Source organism: Nitrosomonas sp. (assembly GCF_024282095.1).
GTDB lineage: Bacteria > Pseudomonadota > Gammaproteobacteria > Burkholderiales > Nitrosomonadaceae > Nitrosomonas.
In genome coordinates this window covers 54,695-74,523 of record NZ_JAMWZS010000006.1, presented here as the reverse complement: position 1 = coordinate 74,523, position 19,829 = coordinate 54,695, and the positions used below count along the sequence as shown (strand labels likewise).

26 protein-coding genes are annotated in these 19,829 nt (G+C 46.2%); 20 read left to right on the top strand and 6 right to left on the bottom strand.

Annotation, left to right across the window (positions count from 1 at the left end; translation table 11 throughout):
* Nucleotides 1–17: 17 nt before the first annotated feature.
* From Q0K92_RS03215 to speA, 5 genes are all read left to right on the top strand, one after another.
* Nucleotides 18–143, top strand: a complete 126-nt coding sequence (locus Q0K92_RS03215; protein ID WP_297324364.1) for an entericidin A/B family lipoprotein — start codon at nucleotides 18–20, stop codon at nucleotides 141–143.
* A 109-nt stretch (nucleotides 144–252) separates the two neighbouring features.
* Nucleotides 253–438 (top strand): PLD nuclease N-terminal domain-containing protein, encoded by a 186-nt coding sequence (locus Q0K92_RS03210; protein WP_297324363.1) that lies wholly within the window; start codon nucleotides 253–255, stop codon nucleotides 436–438.
* Nucleotides 439–639: 201 nt separating this feature from the next.
* Entirely contained in the window at nucleotides 640–1,116 is a 477-nt protein-coding gene (locus tag Q0K92_RS03205; protein WP_297324362.1) for a DUF4112 domain-containing protein, read from the top strand.
* 182 nt (nucleotides 1,117–1,298) lie between these two features.
* On the top strand, nucleotides 1,299–2,243 hold the full coding sequence (speB, locus tag Q0K92_RS03200) for an agmatinase (RefSeq protein ID WP_297324361.1): 945 nt from the start codon (nucleotides 1,299–1,301) through the stop codon (nucleotides 2,241–2,243).
* A gap of 11 nt (nucleotides 2,244–2,254) precedes the next feature.
* Entirely contained in the window at nucleotides 2,255–4,210 is a 1,956-nt protein-coding gene (gene speA / locus Q0K92_RS03195; RefSeq protein ID WP_297324360.1) for a biosynthetic arginine decarboxylase, read from the top strand.
* Between the two features lie 214 nt (nucleotides 4,211–4,424).
* Here the strand turns inward: speA and Q0K92_RS03190 are convergent, their stop codons facing one another.
* Both Q0K92_RS03190 and Q0K92_RS03185 read right to left on the bottom strand, forming a co-directional pair.
* Nucleotides 4,425–5,408 carry an SDR family oxidoreductase gene (locus tag Q0K92_RS03190; RefSeq protein WP_297324359.1) on the bottom strand — a complete coding sequence of 328 codons (984 nt, stop codon included), beginning with the start codon at nucleotides 5,406–5,408 and terminating at the stop codon, nucleotides 4,425–4,427.
* Nucleotides 5,405–6,427 (bottom strand): ketopantoate reductase C-terminal domain-containing protein, encoded by a 1,023-nt coding sequence (locus tag Q0K92_RS03185; protein WP_297324358.1) that lies wholly within the window; start codon nucleotides 6,425–6,427, stop codon nucleotides 5,405–5,407. Before Q0K92_RS03185 ends, Q0K92_RS03190 begins: the two co-directional genes overlap by 4 nt.
* Nucleotides 6,428–6,789: 362 nt before the next feature.
* Between Q0K92_RS03185 and Q0K92_RS03180 the strand changes: the two genes are divergently transcribed.
* On the top strand, nucleotides 6,790–6,963 hold the full coding sequence (locus tag Q0K92_RS03180) for a CsbD family protein (RefSeq protein WP_297324357.1): 174 nt from the start codon (nucleotides 6,790–6,792) through the stop codon (nucleotides 6,961–6,963).
* Nucleotides 6,964–7,077: 114 nt separating this feature from the next.
* Nucleotides 7,078–7,419, top strand: a complete 342-nt coding sequence (smbP, locus tag Q0K92_RS03175) for a small metal-binding protein SmbP (RefSeq protein ID WP_297324356.1) — start codon at nucleotides 7,078–7,080, stop codon at nucleotides 7,417–7,419.
* Nucleotides 7,420–7,624: 205 nt separating this feature from the next.
* On the opposite strand, the gene Q0K92_RS03170 is transcribed toward smbP, so the two are convergent.
* Together Q0K92_RS03170 and Q0K92_RS03165 are read right to left on the bottom strand one after the other, a co-directional pair.
* Nucleotides 7,625–7,777: a DUF3309 family protein gene (locus tag Q0K92_RS03170; RefSeq protein WP_366083987.1), complete on the bottom strand. Its 153-nt coding sequence runs from the start codon at nucleotides 7,775–7,777 to the stop codon at nucleotides 7,625–7,627.
* An 80-nt stretch (nucleotides 7,778–7,857) separates the two neighbouring features.
* Entirely contained in the window at nucleotides 7,858–8,607 is a 750-nt protein-coding gene (locus Q0K92_RS03165; protein WP_297324077.1) for an IS5 family transposase, read from the bottom strand.
* A 414-nt stretch (nucleotides 8,608–9,021) separates the two neighbouring features.
* On the opposite strand from Q0K92_RS03165, the gene Q0K92_RS03160 reads away from it, so the two are divergent.
* The 5 genes from Q0K92_RS03160 to Q0K92_RS03140 all read left to right on the top strand — a co-directional run bounded on the left by Q0K92_RS03160 (nucleotide 9,022) and on the right by Q0K92_RS03140 (nucleotide 12,561).
* Nucleotides 9,022–9,729, top strand: coding sequence for a Crp/Fnr family transcriptional regulator (locus Q0K92_RS03160; RefSeq protein WP_297324354.1), 708 nt, complete (start codon nucleotides 9,022–9,024; stop codon nucleotides 9,727–9,729).
* Nucleotides 9,730–10,033: 304 nt separating this feature from the next.
* Nucleotides 10,034–10,741 (top strand): Crp/Fnr family transcriptional regulator, encoded by a 708-nt coding sequence (locus Q0K92_RS03155; RefSeq protein WP_297324353.1) that lies wholly within the window; start codon nucleotides 10,034–10,036, stop codon nucleotides 10,739–10,741.
* Between the two features lie 297 nt (nucleotides 10,742–11,038).
* Entirely contained in the window at nucleotides 11,039–11,572 is a 534-nt protein-coding gene (locus Q0K92_RS03150) for a septal ring lytic transglycosylase RlpA family protein (RefSeq protein ID WP_297324352.1), read from the top strand.
* A gap of 280 nt (nucleotides 11,573–11,852) precedes the next feature.
* Entirely contained in the window at nucleotides 11,853–12,245 is a 393-nt protein-coding gene (locus Q0K92_RS03145; protein WP_297324351.1) for a diguanylate cyclase, read from the top strand.
* Nucleotides 12,214–12,561, top strand: coding sequence for a GGDEF domain-containing protein (locus tag Q0K92_RS03140; protein WP_297324350.1), 348 nt, complete (start codon nucleotides 12,214–12,216; stop codon nucleotides 12,559–12,561). The genes Q0K92_RS03145 and Q0K92_RS03140 overlap by 32 nt, the downstream gene beginning before the upstream one ends.
* Before the next feature lie 22 nt (nucleotides 12,562–12,583).
* Here Q0K92_RS03140 and Q0K92_RS03135 read toward each other — a convergent pair whose 3' ends face one another.
* Together Q0K92_RS03135 and Q0K92_RS03130 are read right to left on the bottom strand one after the other, a co-directional pair.
* On the bottom strand, nucleotides 12,584–13,630 hold the full coding sequence (locus Q0K92_RS03135) for a catalase family protein (RefSeq protein WP_297324349.1): 1,047 nt from the start codon (nucleotides 13,628–13,630) through the stop codon (nucleotides 12,584–12,586).
* Between the two features lie 89 nt (nucleotides 13,631–13,719).
* Complete coding sequence (locus tag Q0K92_RS03130) at nucleotides 13,720–14,034, bottom strand: BON domain-containing protein (protein ID WP_297324348.1); 315 nt, start codon at nucleotides 14,032–14,034, stop codon at nucleotides 13,720–13,722.
* A gap of 425 nt (nucleotides 14,035–14,459) precedes the next feature.
* On the opposite strand from Q0K92_RS03130, the gene Q0K92_RS03125 reads away from it, so the two are divergent.
* The 8 genes from Q0K92_RS03125 to Q0K92_RS03095 all read left to right on the top strand — a co-directional run bounded on the left by Q0K92_RS03125 (nucleotide 14,460) and on the right by Q0K92_RS03095 (nucleotide 19,523).
* Complete coding sequence (locus Q0K92_RS03125) at nucleotides 14,460–14,939, top strand: BON domain-containing protein (protein ID WP_297324347.1); 480 nt, start codon at nucleotides 14,460–14,462, stop codon at nucleotides 14,937–14,939.
* A gap of 34 nt (nucleotides 14,940–14,973) precedes the next feature.
* Nucleotides 14,974–15,213 (top strand): DUF1207 domain-containing protein, encoded by a 240-nt coding sequence (locus Q0K92_RS03120; protein WP_297324346.1) that lies wholly within the window; start codon nucleotides 14,974–14,976, stop codon nucleotides 15,211–15,213.
* Nucleotides 15,200–15,289, top strand: coding sequence for a DUF1207 domain-containing protein (locus tag Q0K92_RS13035; protein WP_366083977.1), 90 nt, complete (start codon nucleotides 15,200–15,202; stop codon nucleotides 15,287–15,289). Before Q0K92_RS03120 ends, Q0K92_RS13035 begins: the two co-directional genes overlap by 14 nt.
* A gap of 427 nt (nucleotides 15,290–15,716) precedes the next feature.
* Nucleotides 15,717–17,504: an EAL domain-containing protein gene (locus tag Q0K92_RS03115; protein ID WP_297324345.1), complete on the top strand. Its 1,788-nt coding sequence runs from the start codon at nucleotides 15,717–15,719 to the stop codon at nucleotides 17,502–17,504.
* Nucleotides 17,505–17,776: 272 nt separating this feature from the next.
* The gene (locus Q0K92_RS03110) at nucleotides 17,777–17,977 is read left to right on the top strand and encodes a hypothetical protein (protein ID WP_297324344.1); all 201 of its coding nucleotides are present in this window, start codon (nucleotides 17,777–17,779) and stop codon (nucleotides 17,975–17,977) included.
* Between the two features lie 124 nt (nucleotides 17,978–18,101).
* Nucleotides 18,102–18,320 (top strand): hypothetical protein, encoded by a 219-nt coding sequence (locus tag Q0K92_RS03105; protein ID WP_297324343.1) that lies wholly within the window; start codon nucleotides 18,102–18,104, stop codon nucleotides 18,318–18,320.
* Between the two features lie 81 nt (nucleotides 18,321–18,401).
* Entirely contained in the window at nucleotides 18,402–18,698 is a 297-nt protein-coding gene (locus Q0K92_RS03100) for a hypothetical protein (protein ID WP_297324342.1), read from the top strand.
* Between the two features lie 408 nt (nucleotides 18,699–19,106).
* The gene (locus Q0K92_RS03095) at nucleotides 19,107–19,523 is read left to right on the top strand and encodes a hypothetical protein (protein WP_297324341.1); all 417 of its coding nucleotides are present in this window, start codon (nucleotides 19,107–19,109) and stop codon (nucleotides 19,521–19,523) included.
* Nucleotides 19,524–19,829 lie beyond the last annotated feature (306 nt).

Sequence of the window (19,829 nt, the reverse complement as noted above, 5' to 3'; positions counted from 1 at the left end):
CCATGCGAGGCCTTACTATGAAAACATTAACCTTACTGATCGCTTTAATTTCTATTATCCAATTGTCTGCATGTAACACTTTGAGTGGCGTGGGGAAGGATGTTCAGAAGGGCGGCAAAGCAATTGAGAAATCAGCAAACTAATTAGTCTGGAGAAAAACGGTGATCAACAGCGCGCTACCTATATACGTGCCGTTGATCACCGTTGCGATTGAATGTACTCTGGGTTCGGATTGACTAAGGAGAAACAATTATGGGCATTGAAGTTGGTGGTATTTCTGGTCTTATTTTGTTAGTCCTGAATGTATGGGCGATTATAAAGGTTTCCCAAAGTTCAGCAGTCACAGGAAACAAGGTATTGTGGATAGTACTCATTTTGATTCTGCCTTTAGTCGGTTTGATTCTGTGGTTTTTTTTGGGGCCTAAAGGGAATAGTTGAGAGGTCCCTGATAAACCCCGCCAGCAGGCCATTGACAACGTTGAGAAACTATCTGCGTTGCCGCTAGCTGGAAATCATGAAGGATTGATTCGTTTCTCGTTCGATCAGACAATGTAATATCAATCAATTATATTTAAGCATGCGACAGAAAACCGCTGCTATGGTTAATGGTTTTATAGCAAATCAAAAGATGAAATTCACATGAACAGGGTTCAATTCGAAGAAGCAAAAGATAAATTAAGCCGACTTGCTTGGCTAATGGATAGCTCTTTTCGTATTCCGGGCACACAAATACGTTTTGGCCTTGATGGTCTGATCGGATTGATCCCGGGAATAGGCGATGCTTTAGGCGCAATAATCTCAAGCCATATTCTGACACAGGCAGCGCATATGGGAGCGCCAAAGTCGATTCTTCTGAAAATGGCCTTTAATATTGGATTTGATGCAATCCTGGGCATACTTCCCGTTCTAGGAGACGTCTCCGATTTCGTTTGGAAAGCCAATCAACGCAATGTCAAATTGCTAAATGACTATCTCGAGCAGCCAGAAATAACTGTAACGCATAGTCGTTTTTTTGTTGGGATTTTAGGTTTCTCAGCATTTGGCGTAGTGATCTTGATTGGTATGCTGGGCTTTCTGTTGATGCGCTGGCTTTGGTTGTCAGTCCAAGGAAGCTGAATTTACAAAATCATGGCGTCACTTATTGGCTTATCTCAGTCAAGCGCCTAAATATCATCTTGCCAACAAGACGGCGCGTAATCAATGAGCATCTTGAGCGTGTTTGACTCTACATGAGGCTTTACGTATATTGAACTCAGCAAAAAAGTGTTTATTTTTTTACGCGATGGCAAGGAGTATTTATGAACACTTGGGATAACGGGTTTCGGGGCAAACCGGGACAAGGCATATCGCATACCTTGAGTTTCGGGGGTGCGGCCAGTTTTTTTCGCGTGCCTTACCAGACAGATATGACAGGGGTTGATGTGGCTGTAACCGGCGTGCCGTTGGATATCGCCACCACCAACCGACCCGGCGCAAGATTGGGGCCTCGCGCCATTCGTAATGCGTCGCTGTCGCTGGCGTGGGAACGCCCATGGCCTTGGCATACGGATCCGATGGCTGCGCTACGCGTGATCGATTGCGGTGATTGCGAACCTGCTGACGGGGATTTGTTGAGCGTGTCGCATATCGAGAAACATATCGCCAGTATTGTCAACGCTGGCGCAGCAGCTCTGGTGCTCGGCGGAGATCATTTTATCGCTTACCCCAGCCTGCGGGCACACGCTGCCGCGTACGGCCCACTTAGTTTGATTCATTTTGATGCCCATACCGATACCTGGCCTTCCTCCGGCAATGGCATCAATCACGGCACCATGTTTTACCAGGCGGCGCTGGAAAAGACTGTAAATCCTGCAACCTCCACCCAAATCGGCATTCGCACCACCAATGACGACACGCTGGGCTTTCATATTGTTTCTGCGGCAGATGCGCATCAGATAGCCGGTCGCGACATCGCCAGACAGATACGCGAGCGGGTGGGCAATTCCCCGGTTTACATCACCTTTGACATTGATTGTCTGGATCCGGCTTTTGCGCCGGGCACCGGCACGCCGGTTCCGGGTGGATTATCAACCTTTCAGGCGTTGAACATTATTCGTGAACTCAAAGGCATCAATCTGGTGGGCATGGATGTTGTCGAAGTGGCTCCCGCTTATGATCATGCGGAAATTACCGCACTTGCGGCCGCGCAGATCGCTATTGAGTTGTTATGCCTGCACGCTGAAAGTCACAAACAGCGACGTTGAGAAAATAACCGATGACAAGTGATGTAGTAATACAGCACGACTGGTCCTGCGCCGATTCACAGGCACTGTATGCCATGGAAAAGTGGGGGGACGGCTTTTATTCGGTGAACGAACGCGGTCATGTCTCGGTTCGCCCGATAGACGGCCAGGAACTGCACATCGATATCATGGACGTAATTCGCGCGGCTCACGCTGAAGGTGCTGCGCTGCCACTGCTGATTCGTTTTCAGGACGTGATCAGTTCGCGCGTACGACGCCTGAGTCAAAGATTTCAGATGGCGATTCAGGACAGCGGTTATGAGGGAACCTATCGCAGCATTTATCCCATTAAGGTCAATCAGCTACAGGAAGTGGTGGCAGAAATCCTGGAAGCCGGCCGGGAATTCAATATCGGACTGGAATGCGGCTCCAAAGCGGAGTTGCTGGCCGTGCTGCCGCTGATTGCCGATGAGACACTGCTGCTTTGCAACGGCGTCAAGGATCGTACGATGCTGTCCCTCATGCTCAATGCACAACAGATTGGACAACAAGTGGTGCCGATCATTGAAAAATACTCGGAGTTTGAACAGCTGATGAATTTGGCTGAAGCGCGTCAGATGAAACCCCGATTGGGTGTGCGATTGAAGCTAAACACCAAGGGGGCAGGACGATGGTTTGAGTCCGGCGGCGCCAGTTCCAAGTTTGGATTGACCATTCCGGAGCTGCTAAAACTGATACAGACACTGGAAAACCGGGGGATGGCCGGGCAGCTGGAATTGTTGCATTTTCATCTGGGAAGTCAAATTACGGATATTCAGGTGCTGCGCAGTGCGGTCAAAGAGATCATGCAGATTTATGCGGATCTGATGTTACGGGGCCTGCAGATCAAGTATCTGGATGTCGGCGGCGGGCTCGGGGTGAATTACGGTGGTGATTACGACAACCCGGAATCGTCCATTAATTACGGACTGCGTGAATATGCCAATGTGGTCGTGTATACGGTCAAAGAAATCTGTGATGAGCGACAGGTGCCCATGCCGAATCTTCTGTCAGAAAGTGGCCGCGCCCTCACTGCGCATCACTCCGTGCTGGTGGTTCCTGTGTTGGGTGTACACAGGCCGGACAGCCCGCCCATGTCTGAGTTGCCTGCTCAGCTGCCTGCCGTGGTGTTACGCATGGCATCGGTATACAACGATGCACAATCCGCGGAGAAAAGCGGTGTGTTGCTGGAATGTTATCACGATGCGCAGGAAATCCGTCAGGAGACCGAGCAGATGGCGCGTTTGGGTTATTTATCTGTTGAACATATGGCGCACTCGGACAGTTTGTACTGGAGTATTTGCCGCGAAGTGTTGCGCAAGCTAACGGCCGCTGAGTTGAGTCCGGTCTCGGCCGAGCAAATGGAGTTGGAAAAGCAGCTCACGGACATGTATCTGGGAGATTTTTCAGTTTTTCATTCGATTATCGATCACTGGGCCATCGGCCAGATATTCCCGGTGATGCCGCTGCATCGGCTGCAGGAAAAACCCGAGCGGCGTGGACAGCTGGTCGATCTGACTTGTGATTCGGATGGTAAGGTGAGCCAGTATGTATCATCGTCCGGTACCAGTGATTGCCTGCTGCTGCATGATTTTCATCAGGATGAATCCTATTATCTGGGTATTTTTCTCGTCGGGGCTTATCAGGAGATACTGGGAGACGCGCACAATCTGTTCGGACGTGTGGACGAGGTGCACGTTTACGCAAAAGCGGAGGAGGCAAACGGTTTCTGGATAGAAGAATTGTTGAAGGGAATCAGTGTCAAGGAAATGCTGAGCCAGGTGCAATATTTTCCTCATGATCTGGAGCGGCGCATGTCGGAATTTATTCGTCGGCAGATCAACGCGGGACGTATCAAGCCTGCAGAAGGAACGCGGATTCTTAATAATTATACCCAGCGCCTTGGAGACACCACTTATTGTGATGTCAGCTCCAATGAACCGTCATAGCTATTATAAAACCAGCGTTTTGTGGCATCAGTCTGTTGCTCTGCCACGGTGTAAAGAAAACGGATCATCTGATTAACAGGCCGTTGAAGAACGCTTTCGAGGCAGCCATACCAGGCCAAAACAGGCGAGAAAGCGCAGCCTATACGTGATAATGAGCATCTTGAGCCTGTTTTCAACACCGTAGCGGCGACGCAAATCGTTTTTCAGCGCTCTGCTAGAGCCAACCCTGCGATCGATACCATGCGATGGCATCCCTTGCGGCTTCGCGTATCGGACGAGGATGCAATCCAAGCTCTTTCGAACTGATAGAGGAATCAAACATCATATGACGACGGGTCAGACGTACCCCGGTTATCGTGGCGATCGGAATTTTCCCACTTACATAATCTGCCCACAGTTCACTAAACCATGCCACAAGCAAAGCCAGTGGATAAGGAACCTTCCAGTGCGGCAAGGGTTGATGCGCTTCTTCACTCAGAATACTTAACCAATCCGAAAGCCGTAGGTTCTCCCCACCCAGTAGATAGCGAATCCCTGTTCTTCCCTTCTTCATCGCCAGAATCATTCCCGTCGCCACGTCCCTGGCATCAATGAGATTGAAATTGCATTCCAAATAGCCGGGTAATTCGCCTCTACAAAAAGCTAACGACAAGCGAGTGGGTGGCGTCTGTAATCGGTCTCCAGGTCCTACGGGCAAAGTGGGGCTGACTACAATAATGGGAGCGCCTTCCTCAACCATGCGGAAAACTTCTTTTTCCGCATGAAACTTGCTGAGGCAGTATGGGCCCACCATATCACTGGCGTTGAGACGCAGCTTTTCAACGAAACATTCTTCCGGATTATGGGATGACAGGATGCTCTCAGTACTGGTGTACAAAATCCGCTTAGCTCCGCTGTCAAGCGCAGCGCGCATCACATGGACGGTACCGAGATGATTAATCTGATCGAATTCCCGGCGATCACGGCGCCAAAGGTTTGGATCGGCTGCAAGGTGATAGACATATTCGCAATCACGCGTGGCTTTCCGTACCGCTGGTTCATCGCGAATATCAGCATTCACCAGTTCAATTCGATCCAGCGGCAAATGATCGACGGAAGCTCCCGGCCGTTCCAGCACACGAACAGATTCGTTCGCATCCAACAACTGTGTCACCAGATGCGAGCCCAGGAAACCAGCACCGCCAGTGACCAGAATCAAGATAGAACTCCTTCCGGCAAATGATCTGCCAAATCCTGCAAATGTCGGTATTGGGGTTTCAAACCTTCGGAGGTTATTTTTTGAATGAGCGCAAACGTAGCACGATTCAAAGGACAAGGAAACTTTCCAGCAAGCCGAATAAGATGGCCGGTATAAGCATCGATTTCCGTGCGCGCATGCTCGGCGTGAATATCAGGCGCCATGGAGCAATACGTGCCGCACAATGATGGACGGAAAAATATAGCCATCAGTGCCGGTAGCCAGGGTGTGCGTAGAATCAGGGATACGGTATCGGGATGAAACGGCCCGATGCGCGCAAGAGGAATTTTAGCCTGTTGGAGAATCGCATAATTTTCGAGCAGCAATGCAAAAAAAAGCGCTTTAGCCAGTTGACCGGTCAATAATTCCCCATTGTCCACGCCTGCCATCGCCGCCAATGGTGAGATAGCAGCGTTATACATCAGCTTGGTTGCTTTGTAAGGCCGGACATCTGAAACGAGTTCGACGGGAAACAATTGGGCTTTTCCCACTGCAATAGCCAGTGACATTATTTCAGCCTGCTCATCGACTGTAATAGATCGACGTGCCCCGATATGCAGGCTACCCGGTCGCGTGATTCGTGTTACGGGGCGATCGCGCTGGCATTCCGACACAAAAGAGGCAATACCTTCACATGCATGATTACGCTGCTCCAGCTCCGGATCAAAACCATTCTGAATCGGCACTAAGCAGGCATCGTCAGACAAACGGGCTAGGACTGCAGGATTGTCATAGGTTTTAGTGCAAAGCAGAATAAAACCTTCATCCGGTGGAATCCAGTCATCAAAAGCCACGATGGGTATCTGTTGCGTTCCCAATCCAACCACCGTTATGCCGTCTTTTCTACCTTCTGCAATTTTGCCGGGATGATTGTCAATCAGGATTACAGAATAGCCTTCTTTGGCCAAAGCCCAACCAAGCACTGCGCCAATGCCGCCTATGCCTACAATATGAATTGGTTTGTTGAGTAATCTGGGCATCTATGAATCCTGAAAATTGATCGAGTTAAACAGCATCTATGGATTCATAGAATGGGTCCACATGAACGGTATCAATACACCACCATCCGCATACCCGATTGTATTAACCTCAATAAGTGTCGTATGTACGATACCGCACATAAAATGACTCTATTGCCAAGAAAGTAGTACACAAAAGTATTTTTCAGAGCGGACAATCAATGCTGGATTCAGCATCCCGACTGCGATGAGGTATCTGTTCCGACATAAGTTCGCTGTCGTACAGACTAGGCTTGATAGCCTATATATTCTGATAAGTAAGTGATGTGAGACATGGTTCCATGTTCGGATCATCGCTTCAAATTAAATGTCAGGAGACAATTATGAACAAAGATCAAATCAAAGGTCGTATCGAAGAAACCAAAGGTAAAGTTAAGGAAGTCGCCGGCAAGATACTGGACGACAAGGAAATGGAGATAAAAGGAAATGTCCAAAAGAATATTGGCAAAGCTCAAGCGAGCATAGGTGACGTCAAGGAAGATATTAAAGAGGTTTAAAAACCTGGTAGCAAAATGAATGCTGCTGGTTTGATAGCCAAGCCAGAATAATCCTGGTGAGCTACACAGCAGCATTGCAATACTTTTAAGTATCAATTTTACCGGAGTTAAAAAATGAACATAAAAACTATCACGTTATATACCAGTGTCTTAATTATGGTTCTCTGTTCGTTCAGTGCTTTTGCAGCAGAAAGTCATTTGAATCAAGCGATTCAGCATGCGGAAGCTGCCGTTAAATCTGCTGATGGAAAAACTATCGCTGAGCATGCTGAAGAGGCAAAAACCCATGCAAAGTCTGCACAAACTGAAAAGACCTTAGCAAAAACCGCCGGCTCACATCTGGATGCTGGCATTAAAAGCTTGGATGAAGCAATCAAGCAGGGCAAACTCGGAGCTGCTGATTTAGCCAAGAAAGCTGCGGAAGAAGCTGTGACGCATCTGAAGCAAGCTGCGTAATCAGTAGTAATCTAATTACGCTTTAGTATCACAAAAAAACAGTGGGTAGAACCCCACTGTTTTTTTTATTTATTTTATAGAGCGAGTATCGATTTTTTGGAGAAAAAATCACAGTTCCTGGAAAATCCCGTGGTCAAAATATCGTCTCAAACCATCGTTCCGGGAATCAGAAACTTAGAATATTCCCTTATTCAAGGTTTCACACCTAGATTTTGCCTAATAAGATCAGAATCAATAAAATGGTCAAAATCAACCCAAGCCCACCGCTTGGTCCATAACCCCACCCACGACTATGTGGCCAAACCGGTATGACCCCAATGAGCATCAGAATAATGATCAAGAGTAAAATTGCGCTCAGTGACATGGCAGTACTCCTATGATAAAAAATGTAAAATTGAAAGAATTTAGAACAATCATAGCCTAGGGTCTGTTGACATTTCACATAGGTAACCATAGATACCCACATGCCATAGCGACCATGCTTTCGTAATTTCTCTTCAGCTTATCGTATCTTGTTGCCACCGCGCGATACTGTTTTAGTCTTGCAAAGGCATTTTCCACCAAATGCCGATATCTATACAAACCCCAATCCATATCCGCATTACCCTTCACCGAGTTGCGCTTTCTTGGTATTACAGCCCTGGCTCCCTGCTTCGTTATTTGCTCTCGTATGCACTCGCTATCATAGCCCTTGTCTGCAACAATCACCTCCGCATCAGGTAACTTGGCAATCAAACCGGGTGCTGCAGAGCAGTCATTGACTCCTCCACCGGTAATCTCAAACTCAATCGGTAAGCCATAACTATCAACCACCAAGTGAATCTTCGTGGTATTCCCGGCACGGCTTTTACCAATGGCTTGAGGTTTCTTATTAGCTGCTCCCGCACTATGCTGATGCGCTTTCACGTAGCTACCATCAATAAATTCCCACTCACAATCCGCGTCAATGATCAGTGCCTTGAAAATCCTACCCCACTTGCTACTCGATGACCACGCATTGAATCTTTTGTAAATCGAATTCCAACTTCCAAATGCCTTCGGCAAATCTCGCCACGGACAACCTACTCGCATTCGATACAGCATTCCTTCTACCGTCATACGCAAATTGCGCTTGTTATAAATGGCTTCTTGAAGCAGAATCTTCTCCAGCTTCGACCAAAACTCATCACTGAGCATCAAGCGGGGCATCGCAAACTCGTTTTATTGGTGGTATAGGAACCTCAATATTACGAGTTTGCCTCTTTCTATTAAATACTTATCTTCAATTGTCAACAGACCCTAGGGAAAAAGTCTCACATTATCTGTGCGATATCGAACACAACGTACACAGCATCCACTAACAGGCGTTGAAAAACGTATTCGAAGTAGCCGATGCAAGGCAAAAACAGGCGAGAAAGCGCAGTTTATGCACGATAAATGAGCATTCTGAGCCTGTTTCTAACACCGCAGCGGTAATGCAGATAGTTTTTCAACGGCCTGCTAGAAATAGAAATATGCTATAAAGCACATAACAATTCATCTGATAGTTGCATGACTGTTAGGTAGAGACTGTAGAAACATGGTGTTACTCATTTTTTATCATAGTAGATTGGAGTGCTAACTATGCCTGATGCGCATTACCCTAAACAGAACCACCTCCTCGATGCGTTACCGCCTGAAGAATACGAACGTATTTCTCCTTATCTGGAAATGATCGAAATGCCGCTTGGTAGTATTCTGTACGAATCAGGCGAAAAATTGCATTACGTCCATTTCCCCACGAATTGCATCGTATCGCTGCTGTATGTTTTGGAAAATGGAGCGTCAGCGGAAATTGCCGTGGTCGGCAACGAAGGTGCGATCGGCATTGCCCTCTTCATGGGTGGCCAAACCATGCCAAATCGGGCTGTGGTACAAAGCGCAGGTTACTCCTACCGGATACGGCAGCATATATTTATGCAGGAGTTTAGCCGCCACGGTGTGCTACTTGTCAAAATGCTACGGTATACACAAGCACTCATCACCCAAATGGCACAAACAGCAGTTTGTAACCGACATCATTCGGTAGATCAGCAGCTCTGCCGCTGGTTATTGCTAAGCCTTGATCGGCTTAGTTCAAACGAACTGGCCATGACCCAGGAATTGATTGCCAATATGCTGGGCGTACGCCGTGAAGGGGTTACGGAAGCTGCCGGAAAATTGCAGCAGGCAGGATTGATTCAATATAGCCGGGGGCATATCACGGTATTAGATCGAAAGGGACTGGAGGCACGGGTCTGTGAGTGCTACCAGGTAGTCCGCAAGGAATTCGATCGCATACTTCATATTTGATTCCATATCAGCATAACCAACTGATAACAATAAATATATCCTGATTCTGGTGAGCTTAAGAAAAAATATCGATCATGGTGCTAGTAAACCTCACGTTTCAGAGCGCTATATCTTCGACCAAGCTTACCAGCGTTTTTCCTCGCACCATACAGCTGAAGTTAAATCGAGATACGTGCACTACCGTACAGACAGCAGCAATCTTCTACAGTAATTTGACCATCTGAATGGGGAGTCAGCCAACCCATTCTCAGCGGCATTGATACCAGAGTCTCATTGATTGTTTTTATTCTTAGCGAGCACACTTATGTTATTTGCTCCAGTAGTTACCGGTACTAATCATCTGTTGACCGCTTTGCCTCACGATGATTATGAGCATTTACTTGCAAGTTGTGAAGAGACTGAACTGATCTTTGCAGAGGCGCTGTATCGTGCGGGTGATTTGATTTCACATGTTTATTTTCCGACCACGGGTTTTATTTCCTTGGTAGCACCTGTTGATAGCGGTCACAATCTGGAAGTGGGGTTGATCGGTAATGAAGGCATGTTCGGCCTTCCCCTGATACTGGCAGTTGATGTTGCGCCATTTAGCGCATTGGTTCAGGGAGCAGGTCGGGCATTACGCTTATCGAAATCGGTATTTCTCCGCGAACTCGAAAAAAGTACTGCTCTGCAATTGGAGCTAAAACGCTATTTTTATGTCGTGATGAGTCAGATTGCGCAAACGGCTGGATGCAATCGTTTCCATGTTGTGGAAGCCCGCCTTGCCCGTTGGCTACTGATGACACATGACCGGGCGCAGTCAGATCAATTCCATGTCACTCATGTACTTCTGGCCTATATGCTGGGTGTACGGCGCGTCGGCATCACCAAAGCAGCAAATTCGTTACAAAAAAAAGAGTTAATCAGCTACAGACGCGGGGATATCAAGATTCTCGATCGCGTCGGGCTGGAAGCTGCCTCTTGCGGATGCTACCAAACAGAGAAAGAGATTTACGAAAAGATTTTAGGCTAGGAATAGAAGCCAACAACAAGCCGGATACAGAGCATCAATTCAGTGAATTCATCATTCATTTCCTTATTGCCACTGCTCAAGCACATACCCTCCTACAAAACAATCTATCACTCATCAAGCCTGCTGTTGATATCCGCCAGCTTGCAATCCTATGTACGGTAACGTACAGATCTGCATCAGAATTAGGAGAAAAATGACATAAAATCGGTGCTGATAGGAAGCACCGGATAGACATCCGATTGTTCTGTCTATTGCATTTCTTTGATAGCACCTATGCTCAACACCGTAGGAGGATTGATGAAACAACATCATATTTTATACAGACCTATTGATCTTAGTGGAAGTCCGGCAAATGCGTGGTTTCCAATACCAACTTCCTGGAAAGGCTGCCGTGAATGGTTTTTAAGAATCTTATCCGTAGCTTGGATCTGTTCGCTGATCGTTATTTCAGGTTGTACCCCGGAGCAGCACAAGCTAACGCAACAAGAAAAAAAGAGTACTCCGACCTATTCGACACGTACAGAGGTCGGCGAGGCGTCTTGGTATGGGCCGGGATTTCAAGGTAAAAAAACCGCTAATGGCGAGATCTTTGATCAAACAAAGATGACGGCCGCTCACCCGAGCCTGCCGATGGGCACAGAGGTGAAAGTGACCAATCTCGACAACAATGAAACAGTGAAGGTCAGAATCAATGATCGCGGCCCCTATGCCAAGGATCGTGTCATTGATGTTTCCCGTGCAGCTGCTAAAAAGCTTGATATGGCTAAGGATGGTACTGCGCAGGTTAAGATTGAGAGAAAGCTCACAAATAAAAAAGATTCCACCGATTAATCCCATAAAACAAAATGTGGGCGGATATTGAGTGATGCAATCCGTAATAACTGAGCGCTGACCCGATAGATCAAGCTAGCAAGCCGCTGAAAAACTATCTGCATTGCCACTACGGTGTTAAAAACAGTATCAAAATGCTCATTTATTACGCATAAACTGCGCTTTTTACCAGCTTTTACCTGGTATCGGCTACCTCAAAAACGTTTTTCAAAGGCCTGCTAGCGCTTTAGGTAATACAATAATGAAGAAAATCAAAGCATGCAGCATCCTCGGCATCATAATGACAAAGTGCATCGACACTCGACTATTGCCCTCCGCTGAGCAAGGTCGCACTGCAAACTCAAACTATGCGCAATTGCAGCACTCCCTCAAGGAGCTGTCGGAACTCAAGCAAGAACTCACAACATGCCAACAGCAAATTGAAATACTGAATAAAACCAATAGTTGCCAGAGGCAGCGATTGATACGATTTGCAAGAAAGTTGGCGCAGGCACATTATCTTGGACATTACGATGAGCTTACCGGACTGCCTAATCGCAGATTATTGCTAGATCGGTTTAAGCAGGCGATGGCTCAATCCGATCGACAGCGTAAGCAAATTGCGCTGCTGTTTATCGATGTGGACAAGTTTAAAGGTATCAATGACAGAACTTGGGCATGCGGCAGGAGATAAACTTCTGCTGCAGTTTGCAGAGCGTTTAATCACCTGTATCCGCTATGGCGATACAGCCTGTCGATATGGCGGTGATGAGTTTGTGATCATGCTACCGGAAATTGATAGTCCGGAAGGTACAGCCGTAGTCACAGAAAAGCTTCGCACCCAGTTGTCTAGGCCTTATGTGGTGGACGGCACTGCCATTGTAATATCCGCAAGTATTGGCACGAGCATTTATCCTGCGGATGGAAAAAATTGCAGCGAATTGATCAAACAGGCTGATGTTGCCATGTACCTCGCCAAGACACAAATACCCATCCAATCTACCCATTAGCAGGCCTGTATCGCGTTAACGGTCAAAAGCCAGTCGGTTCACGGCGTTCAGCGCCATTGAGTTCATGGCGAATACGAGAAGATGTTTCGTAAACCGCCTTACGCACACGATTGATCCCTCCCAGTGGCTGATGATCAGGTACAGCGTGCCAGGGCGTGAAAGAGAGATCTTCACAGAACTTCAGTTGCTCGGGTGTATTGAATTGTTGTGATGAAATGGTGATTTTCGCTACGGGAATAAAAGGCGAATCTTTCTCGTTCCATTCAACGGTGGGATCTTCGATGGGCATTTCTACAGCATGTTTGCGCAGCTGAACCATGAAATCAAAGCACGCATCACCATGGTCGAGATGCTTCTGCATATTTTCACGCAGAAAATTGGGAGAAGTAGTCTCAGCAGATGGAGACTTAACTGGTTTATCGCAAGCGCGAGCGGAGAACTTCATGGCGGTATCGCCGAAGCGATAAGGCGTCGCGCTCCAATATTGAGCATCCAACGGACTGTCAACTTTCCTGCTCCGAATCGCGGTGGCAATTGCAAGCTCATGCAAACGGAAATTCAGCGGATTGGCGCCCGGCAAAAAGAATTTGATAGGACTGTCTTCCACAAGCGCCTTCTGGAATTCAACATAATCCGCCGCATTTTTCACGAAAAATACCGGATGATTGACCATCACAAAATCTTGTGTACCGGACTGGCTACGTTCAACACCCATGAGCTTAATGGCCATGCCACGGCCATCGCCGACCGAGTCATTCTGCACTTTCCCGGATCCATTGGAGTAACGAATCCAGGCAGGATATTCACGTGCTTCTGCAAAGATTCCGATGCTGACTTCATTGGGTAGCTGGAGAACGCGAAACTGCGCTTTCACACAACCGTGAGCCTTGAAGTGAGCATCCCGGTGAGCGGAACCATTTTTGGCTTCGGTGCGAATATTTTCTTCAACGAGCTGCGCGATCTGTTGAATCGCCACAGCCTCATTCGCAGGGACTAACTCGTTACTAAAGGTATAAGTCGGAAACAAAGCTACCAGAACCAGACTCAGAAGAAATCCTTTATTTACCATTTCACTGTACCTCCGGAATATCCATAGCAACCATCCTATCAATGAATTTTCTTCACCCGGAATGGCTTGCTATGGTGTGGTTTTCTGCTTTATTTGAGTTGCATGCTGTTTTTGACCGACTTTACGCCAGCAACACCCTGTGTTACCTCGATTGCCTTGCTAATACCGGCAGAGGAACTGACAAAACCACTTAATTGCACGACGCCCTTGAAGGTTTCAACATTGATTTCAGCAGACTTCAACGTCGGCTCATTCAATATGGCTGCTTTTACCTTCGTGGTAATAACGGTATCGTCAAGATACTCGCCGGTTCCTTCCTGCTTTTGAGTTGATCCACACCCCATCGCTGTCAGCAATGTCAAAGCCAACAAAGATGTAAAGAATAATTGAATAACGTGTTTCATGATTGAATCTCCTGTTAATTGTTTATCGCAGTATCGATGTGAGTATGCTGAGAAATGCATGGATATTTCAGTATGGACGATCAACTAAGGTCACACTCACTCGCACCTGAAGGATTCTAACTGCGAAAGTAATTGCAATCTGTTCGGTAGCATACATAGAAGCAAAGTGAATCAATCCAATATCAAATCAAGGATTATGGCGCAGAGATGGATGAAAAAAAGACTTGGTCTTGGTTACCGAGCATTACAAAACACTGCGTTCGATACCGAACAGACCACCTGCAATCTTCCCAATAGACTTTAAAAGTATGTGAGTTCTGGGTGCATCGCACTTGATCTGAATAGATCAGCTCTCTTATCTCTGGCATTTTTTCAAATGAAAATGTCATGTGCCACTGATTTAAATAATGATTTAAGGAAGAACCATGAAAATGACAAATAAATATCAGCACAATGTTTCAGCAAAAAAAGTCCTGATGATTACTGGCTTATCCGTTGTGCTTGGGCTGGCTAGTTGTCAACAGGAAGGGCCCGCTGAAAAGGTAGGGCAAAAGTTGGATCGTTCGATTGAAAAGACTGAACAAAAGATTGAGCAGACGACAGAGCAAACAGAAAGAAAACTGGATGACGCAAAAAAATCGATCACTGAGAAAACTGAAACAAGCGAGCAGTATATCGATGATTCGGTAATTACTATGAATATTAAGAGGGCTATTCTCAATGACCCCTTGCTTAAAGTATTTCAAATTAAAGTAACTACGGTGAATGGCATCGTGCAACTGAGCGGTACGCTTGATTCCAAAGAAAGTATCGACAGAGCGGTGGAGGTAGTTGGGAACCAAAAGGATGTGAAATCTTTACAAAATGATCTGGTTATCAAAGCAGATGTGCAGAACGAAGAATAATTGTTTTTCTAGTATTATCACTGCATTGGGAATTTTGCTGTTAACCATCTCGGTAGCTAATACCGCAACTCCCGATGATTCTTACATTGCCGGTTATGCGACCGGTGTGTTAAAGCAGCCTATCAAACAATTCTCCGATACAACGGTAGTAACAACTAATCCCACGCTGTTACCGACAGGATTGCTGCCAACAGGTCATCTATTCAAACCGTTACTGGCGAATCCTCACTGGGCTCATTTTTCGTCTGCTTACCGCCATTGTGGAATATTTTGACGGACATCCTTCCAGCGGGCAATTTTTTAAGAATAAAGTGAAATATATCGGCTTGGGAGTCCACTACTACTTCTAGTCATTGCGCTAATAGTCATCATACTGCGTGTCATTCAAAGGTGAGGACCATTGTAGTATCAGGCTGGCGAGGTTTTTGGCTGACAATTTATTAGATTGAACGGATTGCAACATCTGCTTGTGGGGCATCAGGGGTAATAAAGCGCCCCGCCGCAAGCAGCAGGAAATTGAACCCGTAGAGATTAAAATGCAGTAGATGTTGACACTGATTCAATAATGATGGAGCTTTGTATCACTAAAAACTGCATGACTAGGTTATCAATGCAGGAATCCATCTTTTGGTTATATGTTACCGACGTACCTATATAGAAAATGACTATTGCGTGGAATCGTGATATGTCCTGAACAGGAGGGGTTGCATGGTTCCGCTGTAGTTGCACAAGTGTACGAGACTTGGTTTCGTGCAACACTTCTCACATAAATATACTATGCGTAATACAAGAAATATCTTAAAAACTTCTCCTTCGTCGCCAACACAGAAGCCTACCTTCAATGCGATGAGCGATCTTGCTCTGAAAGCGTTACGGGTATCGGAAAGTCGATACCGTCGACTGTTTGAATCCGCCCGCGATGGGATTTTGCTCCTCAATGCGGATACTGCACAGATTGAAGACGTCAACCCCTATTTGATCCAGATATTGGGCTATTCGCATGCAGAATTCTTAGGGAAAAAACTGTGGGAAGTCGGCACGTTTCCCGACATTGCCGAAAGCAAGAATATGTTTTTGAAAATACAAACGGAAGGTTATGTTCGTTACGATGATCTTCCGCTAAGAACAAAGGCTGGCGCAATAATCGCGGTTGAATTCGTCAGTAATAGTTACGACTGTGAAGGTACGATCGTCATTCAGTGCAACATCCGCAACATCACTGAGAGAAAGAAGACAGATGAGAGGATCAAGGAATTGGCGTTCTTTGATCAACTCACTGGCTTACCCAACCGGCTACTCCTGCTGGATCGTCTGAAGCAGGCTATGATCGCCAGCTCGCGTAGTGGTATATTTTGTGCGCTGTTGTTCATGGATATGGATAATTTCAAGAATCTCAACGACACCCTGGGTCATGATATGGGCGATGTGCTGCTCAAACAGATCGGGCAGCGTCTGACCTTGTGTGTGCGTGAAGGGGATACCGTTGCACGATTAGGCGGTGATGAGTTCGTGCTAGTGCTTGCCGGATTGAATACGGATAAAGCGGAAGCTGCCAAGAGAACCAAAGCCGTCGTCAAAAAAATAATGGCTGCACTTAACCAGCCTTACCATCTTGGCAATGTGTCGCACAACTGCACGGCAAGCGTGGGTGTAACCCTTTTCAAGGGCAACCACATTAGTATTGATGGTCTGATGAAGCAGGCTGATCTTGCCATGTACCAGTCCAAGGAAACCGGACGCAATACACTGCGCTTCTTTGATCCAGATATGGAGTTGGCCGTAATGAAGCGTGCTGCGATAGAGAACGATCTACGACGAGCTATCGACGAGAAACAGTTCGTACTTTTCTACCAGGCCCAGATAGAAGGCAAGAATCGCATTATGGGTGCCGAAGTTCTGTTGCGCTGGCAGCATCCTCAGCGCGGCCAGGTACCGCCTGCCGAGTTTATTACGTTAGCCGAAGAAACCGGACTGATCCTGCTTTTGGGAAAGTGGGTTCTGGAGGCTGCCTGCACTCGCTTAGTTGTTTGGGCTGGCCAACTTGAGATGGCAAATCTCACAATTGCAGTGAATGTCAGCGCCAAACAAGTACGCCAGCCTGATTTCGTCGGCCAGGTGCTAAATATACTCAAAAGCACGGGCGCCAGTCCCCATCGATTAAAGCTTGAGTTGACGGAGAGCCTGCTGATACATGACGTCGAGGAGACAATCGAAAAAATGCTTGCACTCAAGGCTCAGGGAATACGCTTCTCGCTGGATGACTTCGGAACAGGCTACTCATCCTTGTCATACCTGAAACGATTGCCGCTGGATCAGTTGAAGATTGATCGGTCTTTTGTGCGTGACATACTCACTGACCCCAACGATGCTGCAATTGCCAGGACTATCGTGACACTGAGCCAGAGCCTTGGATTGGCGATAATTGCAGAAGGTGTCGAAACAGAGGCACAACGGAATTTTCTGGCCAGTTCGGGTTGTCATGCTTATCAGGGCTACTTTTTCAGCCAGCCCCTGCCCATCGATGGTTTCGAGAAAATTGTGCAAGATGCCAGGATACTGGCCTAGAAATATCCAACATGCTTAGGGATGCGACCACTCACCAAATATTCGTGGGAATAAACAACCCCGTGGCGAGACCACGGGGAATCGCAAGTTTAAATGCTAGAGAACTACGACTAACAAGAAGCTATCATTTTTGCGGATATGGACTGCCTGACGGAGAAACTGTACATCCCAATCGAATCTTAATAAGTTATGTTCGGTAACAGACAGACACGATTCCGCCAATAAACTATGCTTTTTACAGATCATAGATCTATATTGAAAAGGAGAATCTCATGAAAATCTTAAAGTTATTTACAGTGATAGTAATCAGTGTCACAGGAATGAGCGGATGCTTATCGTTTGGCTCCGGAAGCACACCCGGCCCACCAGGACCGCAAGGTGCCCAAGGACCAACCGGAACCAGTGAGAAAGTTATCGTGGTTCCAGAGAAAACCGACGAGAAGGTTATCGTTGTACCCGCAAGACAATACTGAGTGAGGCGCTATTCGAGCGATTAACTGCGGTTTTTAGTTTCAATGATTCAGATATTGGAAATAGATGATGGCAAATGTCGAATAGCTGTAAAAAGTAACTCAGGTTTAATATGGAGAAATACAAATGAAACAATACTATGCCCTCATCCTTATCGTAGCAATTCTGGCGTTATCGGCCTGCGACCAGAATCAAACAGGTAGCGAGAAAGTAATGGATAACGCCAATGATATTCTTGATCGACGCCCCGGAGAGAAAGTACGTGATGCTGCCGAAGATGTCGGCGACGAACTCAAAGGTGCCGGCAAAGAAATAAAAGAAACAGTTAAGGACGCTACTAATTAGTCTTTGCACTACACGGTCTTATTTTCCTGATGCAGGAAGTCTAAGAATCGACCCCGAGTCTATTAACAAAGGAGATATATTATGAGTACGAAAGAAGCATACAAACTAAAGATAGAAGCCGAAGTAGAGCTGGCGCAAGCAAGATTGGCTGAATTAAAGGCTGCAGCAAAAAATTCTGCAGCTGACGCTCGTATCGAATATGAAAATCAGATTGAAGAGCTTGAACAGAAAATTCACACCACAAAGACCAAGCTGAAGGAACTCAGCGACGCCGGCGAGGATGCCTGGGAACATCTTAAAGATGGTGTGGAGAGTGCCTGGAACAAATTAAGTAGAGCTGTTCAAGATAGTGCCGCCAAAATAAAAGATAAGCTTTAAAGGTTCCAGGGGAATCGTAAGCTTTGAAAGTATGAAATTACGATTCCCGCCCCGTACTTGCCAAATAAACTTGGCTACCTGTCTTGTTAAACATAATTTGCACAGTCCTGTTATTTGCTGAACGAGTAAAGATCCGAATCCTTCTATAGATTAACTGAGATGCTAGTTAATCTTCGCTGTCTTTCAAGCCGGTCGATGTTATATCCAATCCATTTTAAGAACTGAATTGGCAATTGCTCAGATTAGCGACAAGAAACAATTCATCAGTTATTTATGTTTTATGTGCGACTTCGTACATATCTACCTAGAAGAATGCGTTAGTGCGTATGCAAGCGCCAAATTTGATTTGGATTTTTTTCTGGTGATCTGCATTGTAGTAATCATATGAATATTGAGGAGTAAAAAATTATGAAATCAAAAAAAACGGTGGTCTCTATCGCAATTAGTTCTGCTTTCGCTGTTTCTCTCAGTGCAGTGCCGACAGTTTCAGCGGCTGAGAATCCATTCATGGCGCAAGTGCTGGAAAAAGGCTATATGGTAGCCGATGCTTCCGCGCACGGTGAAAAGAAATCGGGTGAAGGTAAATGTGGTGAAAGTAAGTGTGGTGCTTTCATGGCAGATAGTAATAAAGATGGCAAAGTTACTAAGGAAGAATGGACCAAGCACCACGATGTCATGTTTGAAAAAATGGACGTTAATAAAGATGGTGTTATCGAAAAAAGTGAAATAGAAAAAATGAAAGATGAAAAAGGCAGGAAAGAGATGCGGCATGGGGACGAGAATGATAAGAGAGGTTCGCCGCATGAGAATAAGAAAGGCTACTAAGAAATGCTTGGTATAAGAGTGGATGTGCGTTAGGCAACGCTTGTTTTCGTAAAGCAAGGTAATCGCAGTGTACGAACTCTTCTTTAGTTATCGTACGTTGCCGTTGATGAAAATGATACTTCATTCATCCGCCCTATCGTGCTGTCAATTCTGCTGATCGTGATCAGAATTAATTTTGTTGATCCCAATAAAAATTGAACGAATAGCTTTAGCTAACAGAATATTTTCATTACAACGATTAATAGCGATAGATCTTTTTCTGCAACTGCAGAATCGGATTTACTAGTCTAACCTATTAGGAGAAAT